The organism is Chitinophaga sp. CF418 (assembly GCF_900142925.1).
Classification (GTDB): domain Bacteria; phylum Bacteroidota; class Bacteroidia; order Chitinophagales; family Chitinophagaceae; genus Chitinophaga.
This window is the reverse complement of record NZ_FRCN01000014.1, coordinates 204,417-229,227: the sequence shown is the minus strand read 5'-3', so window position 1 is coordinate 229,227 and position 24,811 is coordinate 204,417. Positions and strand designations below refer to the sequence as shown.

The 24,811-nt window shown below is 42.4% G+C and carries 25 protein-coding genes; 11 read left to right on the top strand and 14 right to left on the bottom strand.

The window, feature by feature from the left end; translation table 11 throughout:
• Positions 1 to 79 precede the first annotated feature (79 nt).
• From F3I09_RS27400 to F3I09_RS27385, 4 genes are all read right to left on the bottom strand, one after another.
• On the bottom strand, positions 80 to 568 hold the full coding sequence (locus tag F3I09_RS27400) for a cytochrome c family protein (protein WP_149698248.1): 489 nt from the start codon (positions 566 to 568) through the stop codon (positions 80 to 82).
• Positions 569 to 1,146: 578 nt separating this feature from the next.
• A complete protein-coding gene (locus F3I09_RS27395; RefSeq protein WP_149698247.1) occupies positions 1,147 to 2,214 on the bottom strand; it encodes a YncE family protein in 1,068 nt (355 codons plus the stop codon).
• Between the two features lie 114 nt (positions 2,215 to 2,328).
• Positions 2,329 to 3,063: an AAA family ATPase gene (locus tag F3I09_RS27390; protein WP_149698246.1), complete on the bottom strand. Its 735-nt coding sequence runs from the start codon at positions 3,061 to 3,063 to the stop codon at positions 2,329 to 2,331.
• Between the two features lie 219 nt (positions 3,064 to 3,282).
• A complete protein-coding gene (locus F3I09_RS27385) occupies positions 3,283 to 4,137 on the bottom strand; it encodes an enoyl-CoA hydratase/isomerase family protein (RefSeq protein WP_149698245.1) in 855 nt (284 codons plus the stop codon).
• A gap of 95 nt (positions 4,138 to 4,232) precedes the next feature.
• Between F3I09_RS27385 and F3I09_RS27380 the strand changes: the two genes are divergently transcribed.
• Positions 4,233 to 4,598, top strand: a complete 366-nt coding sequence (locus F3I09_RS27380) for a helix-turn-helix domain-containing protein (RefSeq protein WP_149698244.1) — start codon at positions 4,233 to 4,235, stop codon at positions 4,596 to 4,598.
• A gap of 39 nt (positions 4,599 to 4,637) precedes the next feature.
• Here F3I09_RS27380 and F3I09_RS27375 read toward each other — a convergent pair whose 3' ends face one another.
• The 3 genes from F3I09_RS27375 to F3I09_RS27365 are packed head-to-tail and all read right to left on the bottom strand — an operon-like array spanning position 4,638 to position 7,122.
• Positions 4,638 to 5,405, bottom strand: coding sequence for an ABC transporter permease (locus F3I09_RS27375; RefSeq protein ID WP_149698243.1), 768 nt, complete (start codon positions 5,403 to 5,405; stop codon positions 4,638 to 4,640).
• Between the two features lies 1 nt (position 5,406).
• A complete protein-coding gene (locus F3I09_RS27370; RefSeq protein ID WP_149698242.1) occupies positions 5,407 to 6,165 on the bottom strand; it encodes an ABC transporter ATP-binding protein in 759 nt (252 codons plus the stop codon).
• A gap of 12 nt (positions 6,166 to 6,177) precedes the next feature.
• Positions 6,178 to 7,122, bottom strand: a complete 945-nt coding sequence (locus tag F3I09_RS27365; RefSeq protein ID WP_149698241.1) for a pentapeptide repeat-containing protein — start codon at positions 7,120 to 7,122, stop codon at positions 6,178 to 6,180.
• 364 nt (positions 7,123 to 7,486) lie between these two features.
• Here F3I09_RS27365 and F3I09_RS27360 point away from each other — a divergent pair, with 364 nt between their 5' ends.
• Entirely contained in the window at positions 7,487 to 7,912 is a 426-nt protein-coding gene (locus F3I09_RS27360) for a VOC family protein (RefSeq protein WP_223233402.1), read from the top strand.
• A gap of 328 nt (positions 7,913 to 8,240) precedes the next feature.
• On the opposite strand, the gene F3I09_RS27355 is transcribed toward F3I09_RS27360, so the two are convergent.
• Entirely contained in the window at positions 8,241 to 9,137 is an 897-nt protein-coding gene (locus F3I09_RS27355) for a LysR family transcriptional regulator (RefSeq protein ID WP_149698239.1), read from the bottom strand.
• A 109-nt stretch (positions 9,138 to 9,246) separates the two neighbouring features.
• On the opposite strand from F3I09_RS27355, the gene F3I09_RS27350 reads away from it, so the two are divergent.
• A complete protein-coding gene (locus F3I09_RS27350) occupies positions 9,247 to 9,798 on the top strand; it encodes a hypothetical protein (RefSeq protein ID WP_149698238.1) in 552 nt (183 codons plus the stop codon).
• 288 nt (positions 9,799 to 10,086) lie between these two features.
• Here F3I09_RS27350 and F3I09_RS27345 read toward each other — a convergent pair whose 3' ends face one another.
• The 3 genes from F3I09_RS27345 to F3I09_RS27335 all read right to left on the bottom strand — a co-directional run bounded on the left by F3I09_RS27345 (position 10,087) and on the right by F3I09_RS27335 (position 15,543).
• Positions 10,087 to 12,330, bottom strand: a complete 2,244-nt coding sequence (locus F3I09_RS27345; RefSeq protein ID WP_149698237.1) for a histidine kinase dimerization/phosphoacceptor domain -containing protein — start codon at positions 12,328 to 12,330, stop codon at positions 10,087 to 10,089.
• A 121-nt stretch (positions 12,331 to 12,451) separates the two neighbouring features.
• Positions 12,452 to 13,348: a LysR family transcriptional regulator gene (locus F3I09_RS27340; protein ID WP_149698236.1), complete on the bottom strand. Its 897-nt coding sequence runs from the start codon at positions 13,346 to 13,348 to the stop codon at positions 12,452 to 12,454.
• Positions 13,349 to 13,590: 242 nt separating this feature from the next.
• Positions 13,591 to 15,543, bottom strand: coding sequence for a sigma 54-interacting response regulator (locus F3I09_RS27335; protein WP_149698235.1), 1,953 nt, complete (start codon positions 15,541 to 15,543; stop codon positions 13,591 to 13,593).
• Positions 15,544 to 15,821: 278 nt separating this feature from the next.
• On the opposite strand from F3I09_RS27335, the gene F3I09_RS27330 reads away from it, so the two are divergent.
• From F3I09_RS27330 to F3I09_RS27310, 5 genes are all read left to right on the top strand, one after another.
• Complete coding sequence (locus F3I09_RS27330; protein ID WP_149698234.1) at positions 15,822 to 16,496, top strand: putative quinol monooxygenase; 675 nt, start codon at positions 15,822 to 15,824, stop codon at positions 16,494 to 16,496.
• A 349-nt stretch (positions 16,497 to 16,845) separates the two neighbouring features.
• A complete protein-coding gene (locus tag F3I09_RS27325) occupies positions 16,846 to 17,751 on the top strand; it encodes an alpha/beta fold hydrolase (RefSeq protein WP_149698233.1) in 906 nt (301 codons plus the stop codon).
• Between the two features lie 356 nt (positions 17,752 to 18,107).
• Positions 18,108 to 18,725, top strand: coding sequence for a pyridoxamine 5'-phosphate oxidase family protein (locus F3I09_RS27320; RefSeq protein ID WP_149698232.1), 618 nt, complete (start codon positions 18,108 to 18,110; stop codon positions 18,723 to 18,725).
• A gap of 17 nt (positions 18,726 to 18,742) precedes the next feature.
• A complete protein-coding gene (locus F3I09_RS27315) occupies positions 18,743 to 19,612 on the top strand; it encodes a helix-turn-helix domain-containing protein (protein WP_149698231.1) in 870 nt (289 codons plus the stop codon).
• A gap of 35 nt (positions 19,613 to 19,647) precedes the next feature.
• Positions 19,648 to 20,091, top strand: a complete 444-nt coding sequence (locus tag F3I09_RS27310; RefSeq protein ID WP_149698230.1) for a DMT family transporter — start codon at positions 19,648 to 19,650, stop codon at positions 20,089 to 20,091.
• A gap of 120 nt (positions 20,092 to 20,211) precedes the next feature.
• On the opposite strand, the gene F3I09_RS27305 is transcribed toward F3I09_RS27310, so the two are convergent.
• Together F3I09_RS27305 and F3I09_RS27300 are read right to left on the bottom strand one after the other, a co-directional pair.
• A complete protein-coding gene (locus tag F3I09_RS27305; RefSeq protein WP_149698229.1) occupies positions 20,212 to 21,258 on the bottom strand; it encodes a proline iminopeptidase-family hydrolase in 1,047 nt (348 codons plus the stop codon).
• A 123-nt stretch (positions 21,259 to 21,381) separates the two neighbouring features.
• Complete coding sequence (locus F3I09_RS27300) at positions 21,382 to 21,957, bottom strand: Crp/Fnr family transcriptional regulator (RefSeq protein WP_223233401.1); 576 nt, start codon at positions 21,955 to 21,957, stop codon at positions 21,382 to 21,384.
• A gap of 252 nt (positions 21,958 to 22,209) precedes the next feature.
• On the opposite strand from F3I09_RS27300, the gene F3I09_RS27295 reads away from it, so the two are divergent.
• The 3 genes from F3I09_RS27295 to F3I09_RS27285 all read left to right on the top strand — a co-directional run bounded on the left by F3I09_RS27295 (position 22,210) and on the right by F3I09_RS27285 (position 24,231).
• On the top strand, positions 22,210 to 23,022 hold the full coding sequence (locus tag F3I09_RS27295; protein WP_149698227.1) for an alpha/beta fold hydrolase: 813 nt from the start codon (positions 22,210 to 22,212) through the stop codon (positions 23,020 to 23,022).
• Positions 23,023 to 23,061: 39 nt separating this feature from the next.
• Entirely contained in the window at positions 23,062 to 23,919 is an 858-nt protein-coding gene (locus F3I09_RS27290; RefSeq protein WP_149698226.1) for an alpha/beta fold hydrolase, read from the top strand.
• Between the two features lie 135 nt (positions 23,920 to 24,054).
• On the top strand, positions 24,055 to 24,231 hold the full coding sequence (locus tag F3I09_RS27285) for an alpha/beta fold hydrolase (RefSeq protein WP_370512670.1): 177 nt from the start codon (positions 24,055 to 24,057) through the stop codon (positions 24,229 to 24,231).
• Here F3I09_RS27285 and F3I09_RS27280 read toward each other — a convergent pair.
• Complete coding sequence (locus F3I09_RS27280; RefSeq protein WP_149698225.1) at positions 24,228 to 24,803, bottom strand: TlpA disulfide reductase family protein; 576 nt, start codon at positions 24,801 to 24,803, stop codon at positions 24,228 to 24,230. The genes F3I09_RS27285 and F3I09_RS27280 overlap by 4 nt on opposite strands.
• Between the last annotated feature and the right edge of the window lie 8 nt (positions 24,804 to 24,811).

The window sequence follows — 24,811 nt, the reverse complement described above, 5'->3', positions numbered from 1 at the left end:
ACCCAAAACGGCACAGCAGATCATTAGAAAAGAAAGCCTTTTCATAAAATTCATTTATATAATTGAGAAGAGAATTCAACTAATTCTTACCATCGGTTTTGCGCATGAATTCAAGGATGGCACGCGCATCTTCATCTTTTAGGTTCTGATTGGGCATTCTGACCATACAGATTTCGAGCATAGCCTGTGCTTCAGCGTTTTTGTTTAACATCTCATCAGTATTGGTGATGAAATTCATGATCCACTCAGGTGTTCTGCGGTCTGTGACTCCTTTCCAGCCGGGGCCTACCAGTTTCTCACCGGTCGTTTTGTGACAGGAGGCGCACTTTATATCGTAGGTTTGTTGTCCTGCGGCGATCATCTTTTCATCCAGGGGATGTGTCAATTGAACATTCGTAAATTTTCCAACGCCTTTCGCATCTCCGGAAGCCGCCGGTGTTGGTGCTGGCTCTGTGGGGGATGTTTCGGCCGTTTCATTCGATGGTGGTGGTTTTTGTTCGGAGTTTCCGCAGCTGTAGAGTGCAACGGTTATTGCACAACAGGCGATACAGAAGAGTTTTAGTTTCATAAAGGAAAGATTTTTGGTGAATCAAGAACTTCACTATGCAAAAGTCGGGGCTGTTCGGTTACTTATTTATGATTTGGGTCATTGAATATAGTGAAAAATATCATCTTTTTGTGATAAAAGAATGATGTTTATCACATGTTTAATGGGTGTATGGGGCATCTTTCTCCTTAGCTGCTATTTATTTTCCGGAAATATTTAGGGTTTCTTAGAGATCAGGCCTGGAGGGCTTACAGGAGAGGTCGATGATCTGAAGGAAAGCGATTTATACAAATACTCACAAAAAGGGGACAAACCATCAGATGCATGAAGCTTGTTCTAAAAAAATAACAATAAGATGCATAATTCCCGTATTCAGCATCTTTATTTACGCTTTAAACTTACCGTTGCTAATATCAGTGATGGCCCGGGGAGACCAGACTCTGTCAGTGTTTGCTACTTGTTATTCAATGGCGGTAGGGCCAATTTTAAATAAAAAAACGGCCCTACTTAAATAGAGCCGTTTTTTTATTGCTAAAGCTTGCCGTTATTATTTTTCCATGCTTTTTTTGCTGGAGTTTCCTGAGTGAGGTTCCGTTCAGCTATTTGCCATTTCCGATCCAGGCCATTCCGTCCGGCCCTTTACCCGTCTCAAAACGACGGCTTATCGTCATAGTTTGCAGATCTATTTCCGCTACATTGTCTTTACCGGTAACGCCTACAAGAACATGTCTGCCATCCGGTTCGATAAATATAGCCTCGGCTCCCATACCCAGGGAGATTGTCTTAACCACCTTATGACTGGCTGCATCTATAATGACGAGATTACCATCAGGCCAGTTGTCGGTACCTAAAACATATTTACCGTCTAAGGAAAACTTAAGTCTTGATAATTGTTTAGCACCATCAACTAAGAAACTGTCTACTTTCTTTTGTTGTGCAAGATCAACAATAGCTACCCCTTCACCATTTTTCAATCCCACCCATACCTGTTTGTCATCGGGACTGACAGCAATACCTTCGGGGTTTCTCCCGACAGGCACAATGGTTTCCTGCCATGAACCAGCAGCCAGAGGGTCTGGCTTTTCTTCTTCGTTATCAGCTTTATTATTGTTGTTCCCCCAACGTTGTTTGTGCAGGTAAAATATAGAAATGGTTCCAGAGCCGCGATTGGTAGAAACAAGATATTTTCCGTCCCTGGTGGCGGCCAATGTATGTGTGCCATCCTGTCCTGTACCATTCAGCCACACTATCTTGTTGCTTGCCGGGTCATAAGCGCCAATCATACGTGCACCTTCGGCCGTAAAATAAAACAGGCCATTTATAGCTATTAAGCCATGGGGGTTCCACAAGGGGCCAAGATCGACCCGGTGTATCTCTTTTTGCGCAGCAATATCGATTACAGATAGGGTATTTCCCGGCTCCTGATAGCTACCTGTATTGCTAACTATGGCATAATGCCTGTCTGCTGAAACTGTAACTTCATGTGGCTCTTTGCCTACTGGAATAGTTTTGACCACTTTGCCCGAGGTAAGGTTCACAAATGCAAGATTGCCATCGATGTTACCATTTGTTTTAATTTTATTGACTACGAGCAGGTCCGCACTTTGTGCCTGTGTTGTGCAATAACTCAACCCAAGAATGCCCAGCAATAATACAAGACAACGCATAATTGATAATTTACTGTAAAAAACGCTTACGTAAGCAGTTATTACTTCAGATTAAAGTAGTGCCAAATATAACAGACATGAAAAAGCTTCATGAAAGAAATATGTGAATCGCCATTATTCTGCGACTAACTGGCTTTTTTCGGGGAGCTTATTCTCCAGGTTCCTGAGAACTGTGGCTTTTATCTGTGTATAGGCGTCATCCTTTGCTTCTGCGTATGATATATTATACCGGCGTTTAATCGCCTGCATATCGTCGGGGAATTTATTTAGCAGTTTATCATAATATTTATCCAGTTCAGTTGCGCTTGGCATCTCATACGCTATATGGAGCTGAAATCGTCTTAATAGTGCTTTGTCTATAATTTGTGCATGGTTAGTGGCTCCGATTAGCAATGCTCTTTCAGGATAGTAATCGATAAGTTGTATAAGTGTATTCACCAATCTACGCATTTCTCCAACATCTTTATCGTCATTGCCACGCGCTTTGCCAACCTGGTCAAATTCGTCAAGGAACAGTACTGCCTTTTCCCGGATGGCTTTATCGAAAACCTGTTTGATATTCTGTGAGGTTTCTCCGATGCGGGCAGACACAATATTACTCAGATCTAATATCAGTAGTGGTTTGTTTAAGGCCTTTGCAATTGCTTTGGCCGTTGTTGTTTTACCACAACCGGAACTGCCATGCAGCAATAATTTATTGTTTACAGGTAGCCCGAACTTGTGCAGTTCTTCTATATAGAAGTGCTCTTTTATAAGCTGCTCAATTTTTGTTTTATTGTCATGGCTTAATAAGACATCGTTAAGTGTTACTTGCTCTTTGTCATTTATAATAAAATCAGAAACGTTCATCAACGCATTACTTGTTTTATAATTAACATTTGCTATACTCTTCAGCTACTTTTCCTGATACACCGTGCAAATTTAACTCTTCCATGTGTACTACCCAATATGATATCCAAATGTAGTGGACATCCCGGCGGGGGCAAACAATGGGCGGGGCGTTTACAAAAGAAATGATACTCCTATCCTGATGAACGTACTTTTTATATTTAGTATCAGCCATGTAAACTATATTAAACTCCTGAGCAGTTCTTCCAGCTTTAATTCACCTTCTACGGTCTGTGCCCCATGTTCCATTGCTCCTTTCATAATCTCTGCCGTTCTGGGAGAAAATGCCAATGTTGCCCAACCATCATTTTCTGCTTTGAAACCTTCTACATTTCTTACCGGAGGCAATACTTTTTTTGCTGTTGCTATTACTCCTTCCGGTAAGGCTGCAATATGTTTTGCCATTTGGCCTACGAACGTGTCTATTTCCATATCTGGTACAGCACGATTGATCCAGCCATAGCGCTCGGCAGTAGCAGCATCGAACAAATCGGCTCCTAAGATGACTTCTAACGAACGGCCACGGGTCATTCTCATAGAAAGGTATTGTGTAGCGCCTCCTCCGGGTATAATGCCCATCAAGGCTTCACATTGGGACAGTTTCCCTTTTTCCAAAGAAGCAAAGCTCATATCGGCAGCTGCGACAAATTCGGCGCCTCCACCACGGGCTATGCCTTTCAATTTTACAATCGTTAGCTGAGGTTGTTCCCTGAGCATTTCGCCGACGGCCTGGAAGATATTCAGCCCTTCTGGTGCTGCCTTGCCCAATTCGTCCAATATATCTTGTTCTTCCAGGATATTGATATCCACGTGGGCGATGAAAAAATCGGGATTCGCACTATCAAATACGATCACTTTAACATCATTATCCTTAGACAGGTCACTGAGTAACTGTCGCAATTCTTTTATCAGTTTACCGCTCAACGCATTGACTGGTACATTGTCTAAAGTAACACTAGCTACACCGTTTTCGATGTTGAGATGCAGTAATTTGTAATTTTTCTCTTTAAAGATTGAAGTGCTAATCTGTTCCATTTTATCAAGAATGTATCTTTAATTTTGTTGTTTCTTTTAACAAAAGTAAAAGGTGTATTTTTCACTCTTGAAAACGCTATAGTAAACCATAGCACATGGAAAAAGAAGAGAATAAAGAGAAGCCGTACATCTGTACGATTAAAGACCAGGAAGAAATCAGGTATGCCCAGGATGCGCTGTATGTGTTGAATGGTAAATGGCGTATGCCTATCATTGTAGCCTTGTACAATGGCCTCTATCGTTACCGGGAGATTGCCAGAAATATACCAGGCATTACCTTTGCTATGCTGTCAAAGGAGTTGCAAGTGATGGAACTTAATAACCTGGTGCTAAGGATTGAAGATCCTGATTTCCCCAAAACGGTAGAATATAGGCTGACTGATTATTGCACGTCTTTATATCCCATTGTTGAAAGTTTGATAAACTGGGGAAGACAACATCGAAAAGTGATCAGTTCCTGATTAAATTCATGTGAACATCTGTCAATGAACTGCCGCCTTTTACCCCTGTTTCTTATACACTCTCATCGCAAGGCCACAAGCCATGAGCATGATTCCGACGCACCATGCAAGAGCAACCCATATTTCACTGCCTACCGGCTGATTTGAAAGTAGTGCCCGTATGGCCTCTACGATCGAGGTAAGCGGCTGATTTTCTGCAAAGGCACGCACGGCCGGCGGCATCGTTTTGGTTGGCACGAACGCTGAGCTGATTAGCGGTAGGAAGTGAATCGGATAGGCGATTGCACTTGCGCCATCCACTGTTTTTGCCGACAATCCGGCAATCGCTGCTATCCATGTCAGGGCCAGCGTAAACATCGCGAGTATACCGGCCACGGCCAGCCAGGAGAATACCCCGGCCGATGAGCGGAAGCCCATAATGAGCGCTACGATAATGATTACGACAACCGAAATTGCGTTGGATACCAACGAGGTCAGCACGTGTCCCCACAATGCGGCCGAACGTGCAACCGGCATGGAGTTGAAACGCTCGAATATGCCTCGCTGTACATCGGTAAACAGGCGAAAAGATACGTAGCCTACACTATTTGCAACGGCAATTAGCAGTATACCGGGCAATAGGTAATTCACATAGTTATCGGTGCCGGTTTGAATGGCGCCGCCCAACACATAGACAAACAATAGCATCATCGCAATGGGCATGATGGTAACCGTGATGATGGTGTCCATGCTGCGGAAGACATGACGCATGGAACGTCCAAGCATAACACTCATGTCCATAAAAAAATAGTTCTTTATAGTTTCCATTTTACTTTTCTTTTTTTCCAACAATTGCAAGAAATATCTCCTCCAACGTCGGTTGTTTTTCAATGTATTCAACCTTTGCAGGCGGGAACAACTTTTTCAGTTCCGCCAGTGTGCCGCTCACGATAATCCTACCCTCATGAAGAATAGCAATCTTATCTGCGAGCTGTTCGGCCTCCTCCAGATACTGGGTGGTCAGGAATACTGTCGTGCCGTTACCAGCAAGCTCTTTGACAATCTTCCAAACCTCAATGCGAGCTTCGGGGTCAAGTCCGGTTGTCGGCTCATCGAGGAAAATAAGCGGAGATTTTCCAACAAGACTCATGGCGATGTCCAGCCTGCGGCGCATACCTCCCGAATAAGTAGAAGCCCTGCGGTCGGCGGCATCAGTCAAACCTAAGCGTCTAAGCAAATCGTCTGCGACCTGACGCGGATTGCTAAGGTGCCACAGTCTGGCGATCATGACAAGATTTTCCCGCCCGGTTAAGACCTCGTCCACAGCCGCAAATTGCCCGGTCAGACTAATCGACCGCCGTACATTGTCGGGTTTTGACACAACGTTGAATCCGTTTACAGTAACATGGCCACTGTCTTGTTTCAACAATGTGGTGAGGATTTTAACAATCGTTGTCTTGCCTGAGCCATTGGGGCCGAGCAGGGCGAAAATGCTGCCCTTTTCCACCTCGAAATCTACTCCTTTCAGGACATGAAGCTGCCTGTAGGACTTTTGCAGTCCTATCACTTGAATTGCGTTGTTTTGCATATACTTGCCTCCTTATATAATTGTAACTTTTGATAAATCGGCCCCAATGCCTTTGAGTGAGGCATAAGTCAGCTTATCCATCATCGCGCCGTCAAAGCGGATGGTATTGATAGCCCGGTAATATTTATTGGTCAATGCGAAGGTTGTACGGAAGGATACATTTTTGAGTGTCGCGCCATTAAACGTGACTTCATTCAGTGCTGCGTTGTGAAACTTGACGCCAATAAAGGTCTGTCCGTCAAGGCATAATCCCCGCAGGTCGGAATAATTAAAGTCCACGTTGTTAAAGACGCAGTTTTCAAAGATTGTTTTTGTAAGGTCGGTCTTGATAAGTTTTACGTCAATCAGTTTTGCGTTTGTGAATTTTGCGCGGGTCAGCTCTGACGCGCTGAATTCGGTGCGTACAAGAATGGTCTTGTTGAAGGTGGCATCCGTAAGGTTAATGGCGGATAAGGTGCAATCTGTCAGATTCGTTCCGTCGAAATTGGCTTCACGTACATCGCTGCCCGTAAATTTGCTGCCGGTCAGGTCTGCGCCCGCAAAGTCGGAGCCACGCAATGCACTCCCATTAAATTTCATTTTATGTGCTGTAACGCCTGCGAAGTCACTCTTTGTCAGGTCGCTTCCGCTGAAGTTCGTCAGCAACTGCTGCTCCGGCGAGTCGGAAAGGTTGGCGATCTCCTGTTCCGGTTGCTCAATGTCGCCAATACTGTCAGGGGGCATTTTAAATGCCATCTCATCGTTTGTGGACGGGAAGTTTTCTGAAAAATAGTTAAGGTCGACACCCAGAATTTCCGCGAGCCGGTTAATAGTAATGAGATCGGGTATTGATTCTCCGCGTTCCCATTTTCCAACTGCCTGTGGGCTGATGAATAGCAATTGGGCAAGTTGCGCCTGAGACATATTTACCCTCTTTCGTGCCTGGGCGATTTTGCCGCCGATTATCTTAGTATCCATAATGCTATCTTTTGGTTTTATTTTTTTGACAGTACAAAGATATTCTGGTCTTTCCCTACAATCAGCAAAAAGGCGGAACCTGTTAGTTGTAATCATACTACTTGTGGTTGTTATTTAACAACGTGTGGTTGTATGTGTTGAAAATCAATACTATAAAATGGGCTATGTAGCAAGCCCTGGCGAATGGAAGTGTAAGCCCGCTTTTCGCAAACCTTCATGAATATATCCTGGATAGGTTTTTAAATAGCTATAATCATATAAACTGCGGCCAGCACATGCAGACTATTTGCAGTATATTAATATTGAGATCATAGGTTTTGAATTATAAAGAAGTAAAACGATGGTAAAAAGCAAATTACTACGAATGGACAACGTCCTCATCGTCGTCGATGACCTCGAAGCCGTGAAAGCCTTCTTTCTCGAACTCGGATTCGAGTTGGAGGGCGAAACAACCGTCGGGGGCTCCACGGTAGATCGTCTCATTGGCCTTCAGAACGTCCGTGCCACCCTCGTACTGATGCGAACACCGGACGGCCACGGGCGAATTGAGCTGGACAAATTCCACACGCCGGGAGCGATCAGAACCGGACCCGAGAAGGTTCCGGTAAATGAACTTGGGATCAGACGTATCATGCTCGCCGTCGATCGTATCGATGAAGTGGTCGCACGCCTGCTTGCTCACGGCGCTGAACTGGTCGGCGAAGTGGTGCAATACGAGAGTATGTATCGGCTCGCATACCTACGCGGTCCCGAGGGCATCATCGTCGGGTTAAGCGAGCAGCTCAAGTAATAAATCGGCAACTGAGGTTTTAAAGCAGAGGCACTCATGGCGGATGAAGAGATCGAGGGTATTGCTAAGACCTTATTCAATCAGAAAAGCAAAAAGTTAGGGATTCATTCATATGAGCAATTTGTTGAGGCATTTGAGAAATATAGCAGTTTAAAGAAGTCTTAATATAAAATGCAGCCATTAGATGAATTAATTCATTTTCATACAGATGATGAAGTTTATGTGATGGATACATACGCAGGTAAGTAGGCCAGACTAAAGACTATATAAATACAAATAGCTATGATGAACTAATCAATATGACTGAAGAGTGGATATGGAGAGGGATTTATGCCTGTTGACCATGATAGTCTTCCGCATGATGGACTAATAGCTGCGCCAGTAATCGCGCTGCTTTTTTGCGATATTGACCTGCCAGCCAGGAAATAGTAGCCAATCGGGTCATACCTTCACCTGTAATTTTCAGTGCTTTTAAATGAGGATAGTTAAAGATCGACGAACCCATTAATATGGTTGCCCACCGACCACTATCTACCAATTGTAAAAGCGTATTGATGTCATTTACTTCCATTTTGATATCAGGTATTAAATGATGATCTTCCAATAAAAGATCCAGGTAATTGCGGATGCTATATCCTCTGGTAGGCAATATCAAAGGCAGGCCATCTAATTGCTTAATGTTGATCTGCTTTCTACCACCCATCGGATGGCTTTTGTGCACTACGAGCGCCAGGCAGGAAGAAAACAAACGTTCAATTTCAAATCCTTCGCCTTTCTCACCTTGCGAAAAAGATAACATCATATCAATATGACCCTGCTCAAGCTTGTCCAGTAAATCCTGAGTGGTGCCAAAGCTGATTTTTATGCTGATTTTTGGATACTCTTGTGAAAAGTCCAGTATAGCTTTCGTTAACAAAGCCATTAATCCATAGGTTACGCCGATCGACAGCGTTCCTGTATTCAGATTCATCAAATCCTTCAACATGTCCTTGCCGTCTTGGGCATCTTTCGCTGTCTTGAGGGCATAAGGCAAAAACGTTCTACCTGCCTCTGTGAGCCGTACCCGCTTTGCGATCCTGTCAAACAACGTTATTCCCAGTTCATCTTCCAATTGTTTGATCTGTTGAGATAGTGTGCTTTGCGTAATAAATAATGCACCCGAAGCCTCAGTAAAATTTTGTAATTCGGCAGCTTTGATAAAGTATTTCAATTGACGAAGTTCCATCCTTAAAAATATTAAAAATAATCGGTTTTACCGATCAAGTATATCGAAAATATGAGTTTAGACGATTAATAAATTTCGGTGACCTTTGAATCGTTAAACAAAAAATATCATGGAAATCAAACAAACTACCGAAAACGCGCTTTCTCACTCAACTGTAAAAGCGATCATTAACGCGCCAATTGAAAAAGTAAACATCGCAGATTGGTTATTCAATCTCCCCGATGAAGAGTATCAAAGGTGTTCTACAGCTCATATCGCAGCCGGCTTTACACGCACTTTAGCTGGCGAGCCCGTGTCAATCAATGTAGAAACCATCGGTAACGCGCTTATCATTCAGCATTATGTGGCTACTGAGTACAGGGCAGATTATTGCCGTATGTTATCGGTTTCTGATACGATCACCGCCAACGGCCGCAGCAAAGTTCAGGTGCTATGGGAACTTAGAGCCACAAAGTTGGACGATCAAACCTGTGAATATACCAACGAAATTCATGCAACAGCAACGCCTGAGTTTTTTGAATTTATGAAAGTGCACAACATTTCTTTGACTCAGGCTGCTCACGACCGCCAGGTTGCATCGGATGCTCACAATCATGAAGAAACACCCCTGTTTGCAAAAAGCATCGAAAAGAAGGCCCTTACCGGCAGTTATGGTATTTGATTGAATGGTTTTAAAAAAAAAATGAAATCGAAATTAATCAGATTGGTGAATATGCCAGAGTGGTGGACAACAGATGTATAGGATATTATTGTCAATTTGGCTTTATCTAGTGCAATTGGATATGTTAGAGCCAAATTGACATAAAATGAGCAAATTAATTGGAAGGGAGAAAGAATTAAATCTCAAAATAGGAAGAAGCTTGTAATAGCTATTAACCGGAGTGTTTATAGAAACGTTCAAGGATACCTGCAGCAGGTAGTAAAGATGATTTAATAAAAGCGTTTGTGCCTATAAGCTAAATATCTCCGATGGTGTACTGCTTTGCATTTCCGATGTGGGTGAGCCTTTGGGCAAGAACATGATTTTTATAAAGGTGCCATTGTTTGATACGATGGTGGCCTCCCCATTTATATTTCCCGTCAGTCCTTTTACCAGTTTTAAACCGGTCCCAAAGTTGTCTTTGCCGGCATAGGGAAAGCCGATCCCATTGTCTTTGATGACGAGGCTAGCAACACCGTGCTCGATGGCAAAGGTAACAACGATTTCCGGATATGAAATGGTTTGATCGAATGCATACTTGAATGAATTGGTAATTATTTCATTTATTATCAGTCCGAGGGGTACACCTTGTGAGACATCGAGTTCAATAGGGGAAATGTCTAATGTAACAGTTACGAATGTACTGCTGCCAAGTGCATCCTGGAGGTGCTGTACGAGTTCGGTGATGTAAACTTTCATGTTGACGGACGACACGTTCTCTGTTCTATAAAGCTTTTGATAAAGCAGAGAGGTAGCGTATATACGGTTTTGGCTGGTTTGCAATGCGAAATGAGCCTCTCCACTGAGAGAATCGGATTGTAATTCGAGGAGACTTACGATGGTCTGCAAATTATTCTTAACGCGATGATTTACTTCCTGTAGCAGCCATTCTTTTTCGGTGACGAGGTGTTCCAGGTGTTCGTTTTTGATGGCCATTGTCTTATTGTTCCGCTGTTTGAGCTGGTATTGCCGGTAGAGCAAACCTATGACGGCCAGCGCAAGTACAATACCAATCATAGTGATGTTGCGGATCAGGTGAGCCTGTCGCAGATTGGTGGCCTGCAGGTTGGTTTTTTGGGTGAGCAAAGAGATGGAATCCACTTTCTTAGAGGTTTCGTATTCTACATCCAGTTGTTGAAACTGGCGTGTTTTGACATCATTGTGGAGTAAATCGTCTTGCGTTTTGTATTTGAGTAAATCGTAAAATGCTGCTCTATAATTTCCTTCGGCCGAATCGACCTTGTAACTGATATCATATCGGGAAACCCATTCAGGCGAGGTGGGCAGCAGCGATACAGTCATACATTTATCGAGGTACAGGCGAGCTTTGGCAATATCATGCTCATTCAAATGATACCTAACCAATGCTATGCAAACGCGGTTGGCCCACTCCGCCGTCAGTGTGTTTTCTTCAATCAACTTTTCCAGGATGACAGCATATTTGTACGCTTTTTTTTGTTGTTTCCCGACGTAGTGTCCGTCCATGTATACCATTCCCATGAGGGCTTTTACCCTGGCATTAGAAGAATCGAGCAAGCCCCGGGGAATCGCATCTAAAACTTCAATGGCTTTGCGAGACTGGTGAAGGTCTAGATAAGTGCGGCCTAGTACATAAGCCATCAGCAGTGCATTCGGACCATCTTTGTGCTGTAAAGCTACGGTCAGTCCTTCATGATAATACGCAATGCTGATCTCTGCTCTGCCGGCGTTCCGGTACAGCGAACCAAGCAGGTTGTTAATCGTAGCCATTTGCATACTGGAATCGTTGGTCGCCTTTGCAGCTTTCAGTGCGAGTAATGCATATTCGAATGCACGTCTGTAATCCCCCTGGTTGTTACAATTCCTGCCGAGCAGTTCATATGCATCCTGTGTTTTTTTTTGCCCAATGGCCTCGTATATTGCCACTGCCTGGAGAAGATATTCATTGGAAACTGCATATTCTTCCTCTATGCTATGCAGATCGCCCAATGTGGTGAGGGCCCATCCTTCCAGCACCTTGTCTCCTGCCAGGTGGAAGGCCTTTACCGCAAGACCCGTAATTCGGATACGTTCCCTGCGTTGAGAACTATCTGAATAATCATAAAAGGCCTGCAGCTCAAAATATGCCAGTCCAAGCAAACGTTGACTATTGCTTTTTTGCAACAGGGGAATGGATTGCATTACGGCCGCTTGACCTTCCTTTCTCTTTCCTTGTTCCGTGAGCATAAACCCTTTCATGAGTAACTGGTGGCCTGCCAGTTCTGTCGACTGCACTATTCGATTTAGCCGATCTGCTTCGGTCAAACAGGCATTTGCGCTGTCCAGGTTTATTGCTAATTCGCCCTTCTTCCAGATATGGTACTCTGCCAGGTGTATGAGTGTTTTTACCCGTGTGTAGTTGTCGCTGGTATTCGTCAACTCATGCCTGAGTGAATCGGCCTGGAGCAGACTGAACTCCTGGGCTGCCGCCGGGACGACTGCTGAGGTCATAATAAGCAATAGGAGGAAGCGCATGAGAAGGTTGTTTAAGTATGCAATATACGGGCGCTAACAAGACGATGTGATAAAGCTGTTTTAAAGTGTAGGTATAGCTGGAATTGGTTATATGTAAATCAATAATCCTTTGATGTCTTTCTCAAAACCAGTTCATTGTCAATATTTGTTCCAGTTGTCGGATCTCATTGGAGTATATCGTCTTTTTCCGTTTGCCGAAATGCAGGGTGTTTTCCACGTGCGGACTTCCCTCCCAGGCGAGTTTAACCGATTTAAGCGCAAGCTCTTTTTTAGCAAGAAAATCCGGTATTACGGCGAAGCCTTTTCCCTTACTTAGGCAACGCAGTATAGAAGAGAAATAAGGAACTACATAGTTTGGCTTAAGGTCTGGCAGGCAGTCAAAATTCGCCGTCCAGAAATGTTCAAGGTACTCCATGTCGGCTGCAGTGGTGTACCATATCTGCTCTTTCAGCCATTCCCTGATCGCCGTTCTTTCATTGGTCAATACCAGGCTATCAAATTGTTCGGTATCTGTTTCATTGCCACAGATCAAAATGATACGCTCTGTAGTAAACGGTATATATTCCAGGTTTGTTTGACTGCCCTTTTTCGGGGTCAATATCAGATCCAGTTTCCCTGTATCAAGTTCTTGTAGAATCTGGCGATACTCACCAAACCGTAAGACAAGATTGAAAGGTAATTGTGCAAGGTGTTCTTCAAGTGTGTATTTAAAGATTTCAAACCCCATACCTACACTGATCGTTGGCTTCTCCACTTTGGAATTTCTGTGGAAGGATTCTTCTGCCGCCTCCAGTTTGTTGATAGGGTCTATTATACAATTATATAGTATAATACCACGTTCCGTGGGTATCATCTTCTTTGCTACCCGCTCAAACAAGCGGTATCCGGTATAAGCTTCCAGGGAGTTTAGATGAACACTTACACCGGGCTGGGAAATAAACAGTGCTTGCGCGGCAGTAGATAGGTTGCCCGTCTCGTAAACTGCTTTAAATGTTCTAAACCATTCTAAATTCAACATGGCTTAAGGTTTTTTTAAATTGACTATGTCAGATGTATCACATAAGCCATTTAAGTGCCATTTGCCGATAAATAATATAAAAATGAAATTTAAATACGCAATGTATTGAGAAGCAATTGTCTCACGGAGATGTTTAGGTGAACAGGAAAATATTACTGGCACTGAGCTCCGAAAATATCGGAGTCGCGCTGATTTTTACGTCCAATATTTTCGGAGTCGCATTAATTGGTTTCCCCATACATTCATAGATCTTCCCGCCTGATTTTCAGCTTGGCCATTTTTGATTCCAGTGTCGTAGGTTTGATATTCATTAATTGTGCAGCTCCATTGGCGCCACGGACGCGGCCATTCGCCTGTTTGAGTATCGAAATGATATATTCCCGTTCTGTTTCAGCCTGGATGTTTTTTACATCCTCAAGCGTTTTAATCACCTTCGTGGTTGGTATTGTGTGACCTGTAAGTTTTCGTTTCAGTTCTAATTTTGATTTGCCGTCATTGAGAATGGCAGCCTGTTCTATAACATTCTCAAGTTCCCGGATATTTCCCGGCCAATCATAAGCAATCATGTCTTCCATCATTGAAGTGAGAATGCCATGGAACGGTTTATTAAATTCCCTGCAGAATTTTTCCGCAAAATAAATAGCCAGTTCTTTTATATCACTTTTACGTTCCCGCAATGACGGTAAAGTAATAGGGAAAACATTCACACGGTAATATAGGTCAAGCCGGAAATTTCCTGCAGCAACTTCTTTCTCCAGGTTACGGTTAGTAGCAGCTACTACACGAACATTTACTTTTGTAAGTGAACTACTACCAATACATTGAATTTCCTTCTCCTGCAAAAAACGCAAAATTTTTACCTGCATCTCAGGCAAAAGTTCTCCTATCTCATCTAAGAAAATAGTTCCACCATCAGCCTGTTCGAACTTGCCTTTTCTTTTTTCCGTAGCGTCGGTAAACGCACCTTTTTCATGACCAAATAGTTCTGACTCTATTAGCGTAGCCGGAATAGCCGCGCAATTTACTGTGATGTAGGGCGCATTTTTTCTTGGCGACAATAAATGAATGGCCCGCGCCAGTTTTTCTTTCCCGGTTCCACTTTCTCCAAGAATTAAAACTGATGTATTGTAAAACGCGACTTGTGCAGCAAGGTCTAATGCTCCTAACAGGAGATGGTGGTTGCCGATAATGCTCCGGAATTCGGGGTAATTCAGCGAATCTCCCTGTAGCTTTCTTTCTGCATTAGCCTGATCATATTTTGAAATGGCCAGATTGTCTCCGTAAATTAGTTTTTCAGCTACTTCTGCCAGACTCGTTCTCAAATGGTCCAGCATGGAAATGTGCTTGTTCGTGTATATATTACGTTGACGACTGTAGAAAAAGTAGTGAAATGATAGTCCATTGCTTAGCACAACAGGAAATACGAGGTAAGATTGTATATTGAAAGTTTCAATCAACGTTTTTTGAAGTGACGGTATATTCGGCTTTTCACTGGCAGGTTCATTGTTATAAATGGTCGTGTTTATATCCACATGGCTGTTTGAGAGAATTACAGACAGCGCTGTTCTCTTCAGATTTGTAATTGTCAGCAGCTCTTTTTCTCCAATAAACTGGTATTCATCGAATCCAATGCGCAAATACCCTTTATCGTTGAATTGAACGGTATTGAGTGGTCTTAGTCCAGATGTGATAAGATCGAATGGTACACAAGATTGCATGATCCCGGCAATCTTCAACAACTTTTGCTGGCTATCCGAATTTTCATTGCTTATTTCTGTTAACTGTTTCTGTAAAAGTATTTCCTGGTTCGTTTTTGCTTCGAGACTATGCGCATGCCGGTACCAGGCAATATCCAACATAATCAGCAAGTCTTTTTTCCTGTATGGCTTAACTAAAAATCCATCAGGATAAGTCATCTTCGCTTCTTCTAATACTTTCTGGTTTGAATTGGCCGATAAATAAACAAACGCAATATGCTCAGATTTTAATTTCCTCGCAATATCGATACCGGAGCGCTCTCCCTGTAAACGGATATCAAGCAATACAATGTCAGGCCTATTTCTTTTTAAACTCTCTTCGGCTTCTTCGACAGACGCAGCTATGCCGCTTACTTCATAGCCCGATCGCTGTAATACCTGCTGCAGATTACTGGCTACAATGAATTCGTCTTCTACAATCAGTACCTTTTTTGTCATAATTGCAGCTGCTTAAAAATGAGAATACATTTAGAAATTATAAAATATTTAGACATTACATATAGAATATTGTACCGTCCTTTATAGACATCGACCAGATAGGCTGGATACAGGTTAAAAATACGTTTAACAAACTTTTATTCAAGATGAAAAAAATCTGCCGCTAACCTTTCATTATTAAAATAATACGACCAACCATTACTGTGTTTGTTTTTCCGCCGGAAAATTTATTGCCAACTTTGCCTGACAAACTTATCACATTTCTTAATATTATCGCAATGAAAACTCGCAGAATATGGGAGATAGCCTTCTCAAGGTTTTTGTGTGTCAAAAAAGGGCAGACTATTGTTTTAACACAATATCATATAAAAAATTCCTATCGGGATGAATTTCTCGAAGTTTTAGAGCGATATGCGTTTAGCTCCCTTCAGGCAACCGGTAATGCAATGGCAGAAGCATATTATGAGAGAGGAGATAGCTGTATCATGTGGATGATAGAACGATGGAGCAGTCCTGATTTTTATAAAAAAAATAAAAGAACTACTGCAGCAAAAGCTGTCGGTGCTTTAGTTAAGATTGGAATGGCAGGTCCGGTTGAAACCTTTTTTCTACAAGAGCTGGAATTATTTTCTAGAGAAATTAGCCGGGATGCATTAACCATCATGTTATTTGTAGATGTGAAGGCTGGTACAGAAGAACATTTCAAATCGATAAACCGTAATATAATGCCTGCTCTCCAGAAGTCCCCCGGTTTGTTGTTGTTTCAGCTAAATCAGGTAGTTAACCACAAAACCCAGTTTGTAATTTATAAGAAATTCAGTAACTGGGACACATTTCAGTATCATTTAAAGGAGCCGGCACTTGATCCTGTAATGAAGTTCCTGCAAACCTCCATCAAAGAATATCCATTTGAAAATGGATATCATCACCTTATTCAATTTGGACAACTTTAAGGAACTCTTTCCCCTTTACGCCTACTATATACCATCACTAACAACCGGCTCTTCCAGTCCGGTCATATTGGATATTTACTTCACCGCGTGCGCATCCCTGACGGGAAAAGAATCTGTATGACAAATCCAGCTATATATTATCAGACAACCGCGCATATTACTTTTTTGATAGCACCGATTAATACAGTGATTTTAGAAATCGAATTATAGAACTGACCTTTGATGGTAATAAAAGAAATATGTAAAAGCGACGTTATTGTTGACTCATCACATTCCTTCAGCAAGAGAGCAAGCACCTAAAAGGGTGATCTCAAACAGACAAAGAATTATTAAACTAAAAACAAACGCAATGAAAAACAAGACACACTATCACTCAGCGGAGATCAGCGGCGTAAATATCTTTTTCAGGGAAGCGGGTCCCGCCAATGCTCCGGTTTTGCTGTTGTTGCACGGCTATCCAACCTCTTCACACATGTACCGTAACCTGATCAATGATTTGTCAGACAAATACCATTTGATTGCGCCCGATTACCCAGGTTATGGAAGAAGTGAACAACCACCTATGGCCGATTTTGAATATAGTTTTGCAAACTATGCCAGGATTATAGAAGAGTTGCTGCAGCACTTGCATATTGAAAAATTCAGCCTCTACCTAATGGATTACGGTGCTCCCATTGGCTGGACACTCGCCTCAAAGTACCCGGAAAGGATAGAGAGCATCATTGTTCAGAATGGCTGTTGCTATGAAGAAGGATTAGAAACCTTCTGGGATCCCATTAAGGCTCTTTGGAAAGACAGAAATGACAAAGAGGCTATTAAAGCTTGCCAGTCCTTTCATAGCCCAGATGGATTGAAATGGCAATACACACATCATGTTCCGGATGAAAGCCTTATATCTCCTGATAACTGGGAGATCGATCTCAGGCACCTGCAACGTCCTGAAAACGACGACATACAGATCGCGCTGTTTTATGATTACCAAAACAACGTAAAACAATATCCTAAATGGCAGGAATATCTGCGTACAGCAAATCCGGAAATGTTAATTGTGTATGGAAAAGACGATTATATTTTTCCTGGTGTTGGTGCAGAGGCGTTCAAAAAAGATGTAAAGAACCTGGAGTTTCATCTTTATCCAACGGGACATTTTGCGCTTGAAAGTTTTGGTGATGAAATTGCAGCAACCATACGGAACTTCTTAGACAGAAAAGTGGGTGATCGCAAGCTGGACGGAGCACTGGCTCAGTCAGTATAAAGCATTGGTTAAGGATACAACAGCTCCAAATATAGAAAAGGGTTTATACGCCGGAAGGAGCTTTGTTGTATCCTGTTGTAATAACAACCTTCTAAATTAAATCTGTTTTTATGAGTTCTTCAGACAACAGGGGGCCCGTCGGAATAAAGCCACAAAATACTATAGCCGGATCACAAGATCCGAATGGGCAAATACCGGAGATAATTGTTATACCAGATGAATGTGGCGATTCGCTATGGGATGATGTATTGGCGCAACATCCGGATCTGACAACAATCATCAGTAAACTTACAGTTCCGGAATCGGATCAGCCCCCTTCTCTTTTAAAATCGAGCACAACCAAATCATAAATAGTAATGAATTATGCATCATTAGCATTTACAGATGCGGTCAGGGATATGCAGGAGAAATTGGGTAGCCGTAAAAGCTATGCCCGTCTGGAAAATAGAAGCTATGTGGATGGGCTCACGGAGAATGAAACGGGGTTTATCTCGGACCGGGATAGTTTTTATATGGCTACCATTGGGGAGAATGGATATCCTTACATACAACATCGGGGTGGCCCCCAGGGTTTTATTAAAGTGCTGGATACAAAACAGTTGGGTATTATTGACTACAAAGGCAACGCCCAATATATTACTGTAGGTAATATTACCACCAATAATAACGTGGCATTGATCATGGTGGATTATCCCACAAGAACAAGATTGAAATTGTATGCTAAAGCCAGGATTGTTGAACTGAAAGACGATCCTGCGCTGTATGCACGGCTTGACCTGGAGGGCTATGAATTTCGTCCGGAAAGAATGATGGTATTTGATGTAGATGCTTACGACTGGAATTGTCAGCAACACATCACACCCCGGTATTCAATTGAGGAAATCAATAAAGCTTTTGCTTCACAGAGCAAATATATTTTACAATTAGAAGCCGAATTAAAAAAATTGAAAGAGAGACCCGTGGCTGACGAGTAATATAAAACTTATTGAAAATGAAAATTAGCCGTAAATTAAAGAAAGACAGTCAGATTGCTGAGCCGGCGCTCTTCCAGATTCATTCCATCCAATCGCTTCTTGCGAGAAATAAAGAAGGAGAAGCACCTTTTTTTTGCGAAGAAATGTATCTCATTATCTGGATCCTGAAGGGTGCTGTAAAAATAAGTCTTGATACAGATGTGTTCCTTATAAATGAAAACGTGTTTTTCTATGCGAAGCCTGGCCAGGTTTTTACAATGGAGATTGATGAAGAGGCAAAAGGTTATGCGATATCTTTTGTAGAAGAATACATTGAATTAACTGATGTCAGATTGGCCGGTTTATTTCACATTTCGCTTTTCAACCGGTTTAACTCTATACCAATCATCCATATATGGGGTGATGCGATAGCCTTAATGGTATCCTTAGCTGACAAAATGATACAGGAATATAATAATGTGCTGGATTTGCGTTCGGACATACTGAAGGGATACCTGAAGATATTCATGATCTACTTATGCCGGCAATTAAAACAGGATGGCCAGGGCATTTACTGGTCCCGGAAGTCTGGCCTGGTTAAGCTATTTTTTACACAACTGGAAAGGTACTATGCTTCCAAAAAGATGGTGAAAGAGTATGCTGAGATCTTAGCTGTATCCCCCAATTACCTGAACGGTGTGGTGAAAGAATTGTCGGGACGCACGGTTAGTCATCACATACAGCAGCGGATTGTTCTTGAAGCGAAACGAAGGGTGCTTCATGACGGTTATAGTTTGAAGGAGACTGCTTATGATCTGGGATTTTGGGATCCTGCTCATTTCAGCAAGTATTTTAAGAACTGCTCCGGCATTAGCTTTACCGCCTTCAAAAAAGGGCTTTCAATGTAAATGAACGATCGTTTATCTGATAGAAAAATATAATTATGAAAATAGCTTGGCTTTTTGTGGTCTTTTTATGTGGTGCTTTATTGCCTTTACAGGGTGGGCTTAATGCCAAACTGGCGAAATCAATCGGCAGCCCTGTTTATGCTTCTATGATCTGTTTTATCGTAGGAGCGCTCACCATGGTCCTTTATGTTCCCTTTACAAAAGAAACATTCTCCTGGCAACTGCTTAAGGGCAGTGATATTACAGCAGTGTTGGGTGGTGGTGTCATTGGTGCTGTATTCATTACGGGAAGTATGCTGGCGCTTCCAAGGCTAGGTATGGCACTTACGTTCGGGCTTGTGGTAGCCGGGCAGGTTATCATTTCAGTATTGCTGGATCACTTTAGCCTCCTGGTTGCAGCGCAGCATCCTGTTAACATTTGGCGCGGCCTTGGTATGCTGCTGATCATTACGGGAGTTGCTATGGTAGAAAAATTTTAGAGAAATAATCAGCGCTATTAATACCTTGAACAAGGAAAGCCTTCAAATCGTCAGATTTGAAGGCTTTCGGATTTTATACTGACCCTGGGTTGCAACTCATCATTTGCTTCCTGGGTGTTTTTACTTTAAGGTGTTATTATTGACATCCTTTATAAAGTGTATCATCCCGTTCATGTAAAATGGTTGCTGATCGTACATACTCAGGTGACTACCGTCAGCACAGTACAAAAACTGCCCATGTTGCACCTGTTGGCTCATCCATTTTATATGTTCGGGGTTCATTTCATCGTATTTGGCGCCTATAAACAGTGCTGGCACAACAATCTCTTTCAGCCGGTCGCTTATATCCCAGGTAAGTAAACCTCCAATAATGCCGAATTCACTTGGGCCCTGTAATGCCAGGTAATAAGGCATATTCAGTTTACCCAGCGCCCTTTTGAGGGGTTCCGGCCATTGCTCTAATGGCAGGCGACAAATAAACTTAGCATAAAAATGCTTTGTTACAAGTTCGGAATACTTCGGGTTAGCATAATCGTTCCTGGCCGACAATTCATTGATTGTGTCGAGTACTGCAGAGGGCAATTGTTTCACCAGCACCTGCTGAATATAATTGTTAAACTCCTTTCCGCTTGACACCATATTCGAGATGATCAACGCTTTCAGATGTTGCTGGTATTTTATTGCATATTCCATAGCCAGCAGGCCACCCCACGAATGGCCGAATACGTAAAAATTTGATGCATCCAGCTTTAATGCCTGCCGTACCTGCTCAACCTCATCCACAGCACTTGCTACGTTGTAACGGCTGCTGTCACCTGGCTTATCACTATTGCCATTACCCAATTCATCATAGTAATAAAATTCTATTCCTTCGCCCGGGAAATAGCTTTCAAATGCTTCCAGATAATCGTGGGGAAATCCTGGTCCCCCGGCAAGTAGCAGCACCTTTATTTTGGGATTATTGCCAATCCGTTTTGTCCATACGTTGAAAATACCTTTAGGTGTCTTTATGGGTACCATTTTGACACCTCCTGTTTGCACGGTCGTTGTATCCGTAATAAAATAGTCAGCCTTATTGCTTTTTGTGTCTGGAGCCGAGCAGTTAGCAAGCAGCATCAACCATATCATGGATGCAATCAATGCGAACGTTTTTTTTAAATACATCATCTTGTTATTTTAATACTGATACTAATTATGGTTTTTCATTGTTTTTTCAATTTCGATGCAAAACTCTGCAATGAAAATCATATGTTAATTACCCTAGGATAATTAATGGTGCTAACAAGTAGTTTAATCATGCTTGAGTTGCTTTCTGATACGACTTAAGGACTGGGGCGTCACATTCAGGTAAGTGGCGATCAGATAATTCGAAAACATATTTAACAGGTAGGGCTCCTCCTCAAGAAATCTCTTATACCGATCAGGAGCAGGCAATGTAAGTAGTGTATTGATGCGATCATAGACCTGTATAAAAGCCTTTTCGGTCAACAGACGCAGCCAGCGTTCAACTGCAGGCGATTCCCCGACCAGTTTTTTTAATTCATCTGCAGAAAACCGGATAGCGGTTACAGGTAACAGGGTATCGATGGTGAGTGTGGCTGGTTGGCGGGAAAGAAAACTTCTATAGTCTACGGCAAAAATATTCTTTGTGGTGCTTGCCGGGCTGTTGAAGTGAAAAAACCAGGTAATTGTTTTTCCTTTAAAATCGATGAAGTAGGAAATACATTCTCCTTCAATGATAAAGTAAATGTATTGACATACATTACCTGCTTCCAGCAATCGCTTTCCTTCGGCGAATTTTACCAATCTGCAGTTTTCTTCTACCAGCTTTTTCGTCGCATCATCAAGCACAACGTCCTGCGACATGTAATCCAGAAAAGGAGTGCAAAATATTGATTGATTAATATTATTGTGTGAAGGAAGAGTGGTCTTTTTTTTCATCACCGTACAAGCGTGTGTTTTTAGCTGTTTTTAACACAAATGAAAATGATTGAAAAAAAAGCAACGATTAAAATTATAAGCGTTCCTATTAATTAAGTTATTTGTCCGATCACATACTTCTTTTCAAATTTGATCGATCAATCTGGTCACCCTAATTATAACTTTAAATTTCATATTATGAAAAAGAAGATTGTGGTCGTGATGTCCAGCGTAATGGGCGCACTGCTTGTACTTGTATCATTAGTTTCCTTTACTGGCACTCTGAGGCAGCACACAACCGCTAAAGAAGAAGATAAACCAACCATAGTGCTGGTACACGGGGCTTTTGCCGATGGATCTTCCTGGAATAAGGTAATACCTGCTTTACAGGAAAAAGGTTACCACACGATAGCCGTTCAAAATCCATTGACCTCCTTAAGTGATGATGTCGCGTTTGTAGAGCGGGCTATCGCAGAAGTAAAAGGGAAGGTGATACTGGTAGGTCATTCATGGGGAGGCGTCGTTATTACCCAGGCCGGGAACAACGAAAAGGTCCAGTCGCTTGTATATGTAGCCGCTTATGCACCGGATGAGGGGCAAAGCATTGAGAGTCTCAGCAAGGATGCATATGAGGTGAGAAAAATATCGAATGTGCAGGGGCTTGCAGATCCTATTGTTAGTAGTGACGGTTATATACGCCTGAAGGAAGAAACGGTTGTAAACCATTTTGCACAGGACCTGCCGGCACAAGAAGCCAGGATCATTGCAGCCGGACAGGGGCGCTTTCACTTTAGTACTATAACAGCCAAAGTAAGTAACCCTGCCTGGAAAAATAAGCCAAGTTTTTATGTTGTCTCGGACAAGGATCATATGATATCACCACAGCTGGAAAGCGAGATGGCCAAAAACATTCATGCCACTACTTATCATCTGGATGCAAGCCACGTGGTTATGTTGTCACAACCAGCAGCTGTCGTAAAGGTGATCCTCGCAGCGGCCGGTGATAAATAGGCAGGTCATAACATTTATTCTTATGTTTTAATGTTTTTTATGAAAGATCAGATATTTTATAGAACGGTCGCAATAGATGGGCTGAACATTTTCTATCGTGAAGCCGGTACAGCAGCGCACCCGGTATTACTGTTACTACACGGTTTCCCTTCCTCTTCACACATGTACAGGGACCTTATTGCTGATCTATCTGGTGCATATCATGTTGTTGCTCCTGACTATCCCGGATTTGGGCAAAGCAGTGCCCCTGACGTGCAGCAGTTTTCGTATACGTTTGATAATTTATCGGTCATTATTGAACGCTTTATTGATCACCTGCAACTTCGGAATATCAACCTGTATATCCAGGATTACGGCGGTCCTATAGGGCTGAGAATCGCCAGTCGTCGCCCCGAAATGATCCGGTCACTTATCATACAAAATGCGAATGCGTATCATGAAGGCTTAGGACAGGCATTGGAGCCTTTGGTCACCTATATTCAAAAACCGGATGCCGAGCAGGAGAAAGCGGCCCGTTTTTTCCTGACATCCGCGGCTACTAAATGGCTATATCTGACTGGCGCCAATGATGAAACCCGGATAAGTCCGGATAGCTATATAACCGATCAATATTATCTTGACCGGGCTGGAAATGATAAAATACAACTCGCCCTTTTCCGGGATTATGGAAGTAATCTTGCCCTGTACGAGGAATGGCATAAGTATTTTAAAGAACATCAACCTAAGACATTGGTCGTATGGGGGAAAAACGATCCCATGTTTATAGCACCTGGCGGGAATGCTTATAGAAAAGATCTGCCCGAAGCGGAAATAATTCAGATTGATGGAGGGCATTTTCTACTTGAGGAGCATCACGGATTTGTTGCTGACTTAATAAACCGTTTTATTCCAGGATAAAAAAATCCACACAATGAAAAATAAAACTACCTATGATTTTATTGATATAAACGGGGGCAATATTTTTTACCGCGAAGCGGGACCAAAAATGCGCCGGTTATTCTCCTCTTGCATGGTTATCCTTCGTCATCGCATATGTTCAGGAATCTGATGACTGATTTATCGGACAAATATCACCTGATCGCCCCTGATTATCCAGGTTTTGGCAGGAGCGAACAACCGCCCATAGCTGATTTATCTTATACATTTGACAATACAAGTGAGCGGCGAAGGCGAACTAATCGTTACTTCGCCGTTTCTATTCTTTATTAATGCCCCATTTTTTTTGTGTCTTCAATTGAACGGATAAATGCAGCTGCAGCCTCATCTTCCGTAAGACGTCCATCATATCCTACCAACTTATGACGAATGATCATATTTCCGTCAATGACAAATCGTGTAGGGATACCTATTGTTCCGAACTCCGTATAGTATTTGTTTTGAATGCTATCTTTCCCTTTTTCATCAAACACAACATGAAAGTTATAGTTATACTTTGCCATATCTTTTTGCACAAGACTTTTATATTCGGGTGATTTCTCACGTGTGTCCACAAAAAGGAAGGCTACGGTGGTGTCATTTGCATATTGCTTTACTACTTTATTGACCATTGGAAAATCTTTATGGCAATAGTAACACCATGTTGACCAAAAATACACGACCAGCGTTTTATTTTTGAAGTCAGAAAGGCTTACAGTTTTGCCGTTTATATCTAACATACTGAACTGGGGAGCAGGTATATTAAATAGCGTATCGACGCGTGTTTGCCTATATTCGGTATTTGAATTACCGTGTACGGCAACAGACATGCAAAAAAGCAACAGGTAAAAGAGACGTATTTTCATAATTGATG